Annotated in this window: 6 protein-coding genes; 2 read left to right on the plus strand and 4 right to left on the minus strand. The window is 64.5% G+C overall.

The window, feature by feature from the left end; translation table 11 throughout:
* The 3 genes from Y707_RS0117675 to Y707_RS0117695 form a co-directional block, all read right to left on the minus strand.
* Positions 1-542 (minus strand): FAD-dependent monooxygenase (locus Y707_RS0117675; RefSeq protein ID WP_026536076.1); only part of this gene is annotated, 542 nt, incomplete at its 3' end.
* 128 nt (positions 543-670) lie between these two features.
* Positions 671-1,399 (minus strand): IclR family transcriptional regulator, encoded by a 729-nt coding sequence (locus Y707_RS0117685; RefSeq protein WP_026536057.1) that lies wholly within the window; start codon positions 1,397-1,399, stop codon positions 671-673.
* 405 nt (positions 1,400-1,804) lie between these two features.
* The gene (locus tag Y707_RS0117695; RefSeq protein WP_216699290.1) at positions 1,805-2,413 is read right to left on the minus strand and encodes a CGNR zinc finger domain-containing protein; all 609 of its coding nucleotides are present in this window, start codon (positions 2,411-2,413) and stop codon (positions 1,805-1,807) included.
* 88 nt (positions 2,414-2,501) lie between these two features.
* Between Y707_RS0117695 and Y707_RS0117700 the strand changes: the two genes are divergently transcribed.
* Together Y707_RS0117700 and Y707_RS27230 are read left to right on the plus strand one after the other, a co-directional pair.
* Positions 2,502-3,269 carry an MBL fold metallo-hydrolase gene (locus Y707_RS0117700; protein WP_026536060.1) on the plus strand — a complete coding sequence of 256 codons (768 nt, stop codon included), beginning with the start codon at positions 2,502-2,504 and terminating at the stop codon, positions 3,267-3,269.
* A gap of 30 nt (positions 3,270-3,299) precedes the next feature.
* The gene (locus Y707_RS27230; protein ID WP_081744979.1) at positions 3,300-4,430 is read left to right on the plus strand and encodes an LLM class flavin-dependent oxidoreductase; all 1,131 of its coding nucleotides are present in this window, start codon (positions 3,300-3,302) and stop codon (positions 4,428-4,430) included.
* On the opposite strand, the gene Y707_RS0117710 is transcribed toward Y707_RS27230, so the two are convergent.
* Positions 4,427-4,772 (minus strand): hypothetical protein (locus tag Y707_RS0117710; protein WP_216699291.1); only part of this gene is annotated, 346 nt, incomplete at its 5' end. The genes Y707_RS27230 and Y707_RS0117710 overlap by 4 nt on opposite strands.

A 4,772-nucleotide genomic window follows, 5' to 3' on the forward strand; every position in this document is an offset into this window, starting at 1 on the left:
TCCTTGCGGTGTTCGGCCGGGATGCTCTTCTTGCAGATGCCGCCGGAGCCGTCAGAGCCGACGACCACCTCGCAGTGGAGCTCCCAATGCTGTCCGTCGACGTCCGTGAAGCGGATCTTCGGGGTGTCGGTTTCCAGGTCCAGCACGCTGGTATCCGACGAGCTGTAGCGGATGTCCCCGCCGGTGCGATCACGTGCTTTTGAGAGGTCGACGAATACTTCATTCTGCGGGTAGAGCCACACAGATTCGCCGACCAGGTCCGCGAAGTCGATACGGTGGTTTTGTCCGTTGAATCGCAGCTCAATGCCGTCATGCCGGTGGCCCTCACGCAGCACCCGGTCCGAGACGCCGGAGTCAACGAGCATATTGACGCTGCCATGCTCGAGGATGCCGGCCCGCTGAGTAGTGCGGATGGTCTCGTGGCTGCGCGCTTCGACCACGGTGGAGTCGATCCCCGAGGTGTAGAGTAGATGAGAGAGCATGAGCCCGGCCGGACCTGCGCCGACGATGCCGACCTGTGTCTTGACGATTCTGCGTTCCACCAGCTGGTTCTCCTCCAAGAATTATGAGCGGTACTCCATCAGTGTGAGGACTAGCACAAGCCGGCGCGAGCGGCATTCTCATTGAATGCGAAAGGTGACCGACGCCGTCGTACTTCTATTAAACATTCTCACGCGATGGCGCGGGCAATGCCGCGGGCCGCCGTCATCAATGCCGGTACGGTGGCCGGAATGTTTTCTTCGCCCACAGCAACCACGACGCCGAGGGCTGCAATAATTTCCTGCCGTCGCCCCAGTACAGGGACGGCGATCCCGCTGGTGTCCGCGACAACGTAACCCGCCAGCGCCGCATATCCGGACTGGCGGACACCGGCCAGATCACGGCGCAACTGCCCGGCGTCGACCGATTCAGCGTTCCGGTTCAGGTACGCTTCCTGCACCGGTGGTAGTGAATGGGCCAGCAGGACCATGCCCGACGACGAGACGTGGACCGGTAATCTCCCTGCGACCTTCGCCTCGTTGATGACCGAATCCCTGCTGGAGAGCCGCTCGACGAACAGCACCTCGTCGTCCTGCAATACGGCCAGCTGGGTGTGCTGACGGATGACCGCCTGGACGTCCTCCATAAAGGGCATCGCCGCCTGTTTCAGCGACAGCACTTCCGAGCTGCGGCTGGCCAATTCCCACAGCCGCAGGCCAAGGCGGACCTGGCCTCCCCGCTCACGGCGGAGCACGCCCTCGTCCACCAGTTCGTTGACCAGCCGATGCGTGGTGGCCAGCGGAATGTCGGCGCGTTTGGCCAGCACCGCGACGCTCATGGCGGGCTTGGAATGGTCGAACGACGCGATGATCCGCATCAACCGGCGGATCATTGAGTCTCCGGAGGGTGAGTTGGCCATGCCTCGATTATTGCGTATCCTCGAGCGCCGCCTGTGGCCTCACGCACAAGCACTGCGTGGGCCGGTATGGGAATGACTAACGCTCAGGCTTCGGCTCGGGTTCGGGCGGCACCGGGCCAGGATAGGGCGGTGGCGGTGCTGGTTCGGGCGACGGGCCGGGCGGTTGTGGAGGCCCCGGTTTCGGGGGCTCCACGGGGCCGGGAAACGGCCCCGGCTCTGGTGGCCGTGCCGGTGGCTCGCCAGGTGCCGGTTGCGTGGGGTCCGGATTCGGTTCTGGTGGTGGCTCTGGAATCGTCATTTCGGATGCCTTTCAGACGAGTGCCGACCAAGCGGCGGGTCCAGCGCCAGAATACAGCCGCCGTCGGACACGGACAATGGCTGTAGAGACGGGAATGCCGGGAGGATTCAGTTCGCTGCGGCGGTCTCTTTGCTTCGCGGGGCGGTGTTTCGACGGGCGTAGGCTCGTGCAGCGCGCACGCGGTCACCGCAGCGTGTCGAGCACCAGTGCCGCCGCGCGTGGGTGCGGAGCATGTAGCGGTTGCAGGACGGTGCACTGCATGCCGAGAGGATTTCGGCGTCGGATCCCGTCAGAAGGTCGGCAAGGTCGGCGGCGAGGCTGGCCATGGCGTGTTCGACGACTTGGGTTGCCGGGTGTTCCGCCGAGCGCTGCAGGCCTTCGTCGTCGCTCCACCGCAGCAGCGAGACACTCGGGACTCTGGTCAGGGCTTCATTTACAGCTTGCAGGGCGGTGTCCGAAGGTGCTTGGTCGTCAGCCCGTGCTGCGAGCAGGGCGCGGGTATGGGCGCGGAGGTTATGCAGGCGGTTCACGCACACGTCCCACAGTTGGGCATCCGCGGGCGCGAGGTTCCGTTCAATCAGCCATTCGGTGGCGTCGACGGGGGTGTCCATCACATCTATAACTCGATCGCCGGGGAGGGATACGGCGCTGTTCGCGAACTCCAGCGATACATGCTCCACAGTGCCAGGAGCTGGGGGAAGAGGGTAACCGGTCATACATCTCATGGTACAGGTTGTCTTTTCGCGTGAGAAACACCTAGACTCTCTCATGTATAAATAATCTATTTGCCGTGAGGTTCCTTTCGTGTCCAATATCAATACCGCAAACGAGCAGGTCCCCGTCCTCGTATTCGGTGGCCCCACCGCGCTCATCGAGTACGGCGGCCTTCGCTTCCTGACCGACCCAACCTTCGATGGTCCGGGCGACTATCCGCTCGGCGACCTCACCCTGGCCAAGACTGCTCCGTCGTCCATCGACCCGGCGGACCTCGCCCCGGTGGATGCAGTCCTGCTGTCCCATGACGAACACCCCGATAACCTCGACACCTCGGGGCGCGCGTTCCTCGCAGACGTGCCCCTTACGCTGACGACACCCAGCGGTGCCGGTCGATTGGGAGGCGCTGCCCGCCCGCTGGCCCCGTGGGATTCGGTTGAGCTTGAGCGTCCCGGCGGCGGCACCGCCACGGTAACCGGCATGCCCGCCTTGCATGGCCCGGAAGGCAGCGAACCGATGGTGGGCGAGGTCATCGGTTTCATGCTGACCGCTGAAGATCTGCCAACCGTCTACATCAGCGGAGACAACGCTTCGGTTGACGTCGTGCGCGAAATCGCCGGCCGCTTCGGTCCGGTCGACACCGCGGTCATCTTCGCTGGCGCCGTCCGCACCCCTATGTTCGACGGCGCTCTGCTCACCGTTGATGGAACACGCGCCGCGGAGGTGGCCGAAATCCTCGGCGCCCGGCGCGTCGTGCCCGCTCATGTGGATAGCTGGAAGCACTTCACCGAGGGCCGCGACGAACTCGTCGCCGCGTTCGAAACGGCAGGGCTCTCTGACCGCCTGCAGCTGAACTAATTGTCACCCAAGAGAAAGACCGGTAACCCCATGACCCCCGGAACCCGCTTCGGCTCGGCCCCCGCGCCGCTGTCCATCGTCGATAGCGCAATGACTGGCACCGGATACACAGCATCCGATTCACTAGCCTCGATGATCCGGCTGGCAGAGCTGGCCGACAGGCGCGGATTCACCCGCTTCTGGGTGGCCGAGCACCACTCCATGCCCAGCGTCTCGACGTCGTCCCCGGCGGTTATATTGGCTCGGCTAAGCGCCCATACCGAGCGGATCCGGCTCGGCTCCGGCGGTGTCATGCTGCCCAACCACGCTCCGCTGGTGATCGCGGAGCAGTTTGGCATGCTCGACGCCCTCGCCCCGGGCCGGATCGACCTGGGCCTGGGCCGGGCTCCCGGCACCGACCACCAGACCGCCGCAGCCCTGCGCCGCGACCACGGGTCCGGCGAAGATTTCCCGCAGCAAGTACAGGAACTGCTTGGCTTTCTCAACGACGACTTCCCGGACGGCCACCCGTACCGGTCCGTACACGCGGTGCCTGGACCGTGGCAGAACAGGGAACATGACGTTGCCGAAATGCCGGCCGGCCCGTCGGTATGGCTCCTCGGCTCTTCAGGGTTCTCCGCCCAGCTCGCCGGTCAGCTGGGCCGCCCGTACGCGTTCGCGCACCAGTTCGGCGGCGAGAACGCTGCTCCTGCACTCGAGCTGTACCGGCGGTCCTTCCGCCCCTCGGATGTTTTGTCGGAACCGTATGCGGCCATCAGCATCGGCACCATGGCGTGCGAGGACGAGCACGAGGCGCGCCGCCAGGCCCGCACCTTCGCGTTCAGCATGCTGCGGATGTTCCAGGGCAAGTCCTACCTCGTTCCGACCCCAGAGGCCGTCGAATCCTACGATCCGAGCCTGCAGGAACGCGAGATCCTCGACAGCTGGACCGACCGCGTCATGCACGGCACCGCCGAACAGGTGACTGCGAAAATCGGCCGACTGCAGGACCAAGCCATGGCCGACGAGATCATGTTCTTGCCGGTGGCCCACTCGCTCGAGGCACAGTACCGCTCCACCGAACTGATCGCGGACGCCTACGACATGCCACCGCCCGAGGGTCTGAGAGCTGCCCGGCCCGACACCGTGCTCCAGGGTGTTGGATATCCGAGCATCGGCTAAGACGGCCGGTTTAGAAGCAGCGAGTACTTCTCGAGAAGCACGGAAAGCATGTTGAGTGCAGCGTCAATTTCGACGGCGGTGGGAAGTTCGGCGTCGGAGTCCAGCTGAGCATGCGTCACGTGTTGATCCACATAGCGCTTGATGCCTGTGCAGGCGGCCTCGAGGGCTCGGAGGTCCTCGCGTGTGACGGTTGAATCGAGATGCCCGGACTTCCACGGGTCGGCGAGCTGTGTGAAGTCCGCGTCTGCCTCGCCGGTTCGCTCTGCTGGAACGTTCTCAAGGAACCAGCTGCGCGATAGGCGGGGCGTGGCTTCCGTCATTTTGTGCAGGAGGCGCTTGAAG

This window comes from Arthrobacter sp. H14 (assembly GCF_000520495.1).
Classification (GTDB): domain Bacteria; phylum Actinomycetota; class Actinomycetes; order Actinomycetales; family Micrococcaceae; genus Arthrobacter_C.

Coding starts and splice junctions, on each gene's coding strand:
- Y707_RS0117695 (WP_216699290.1), bottom strand. CDS start 2,413: ATGACCGGTTACCCTCTTCCCCCAGCTCCTGGCACTGTGGAGCATGTA.
- Y707_RS0117685 (WP_026536057.1), bottom strand. CDS start 1,399: ATGGCCAACTCACCCTCCGGAGACTCAATGATCCGCCGGTTGATGCGG.
- Y707_RS27230 (WP_081744979.1), top strand. CDS start 3,300: ATGACCCCCGGAACCCGCTTCGGCTCGGCCCCCGCGCCGCTGTCCATC.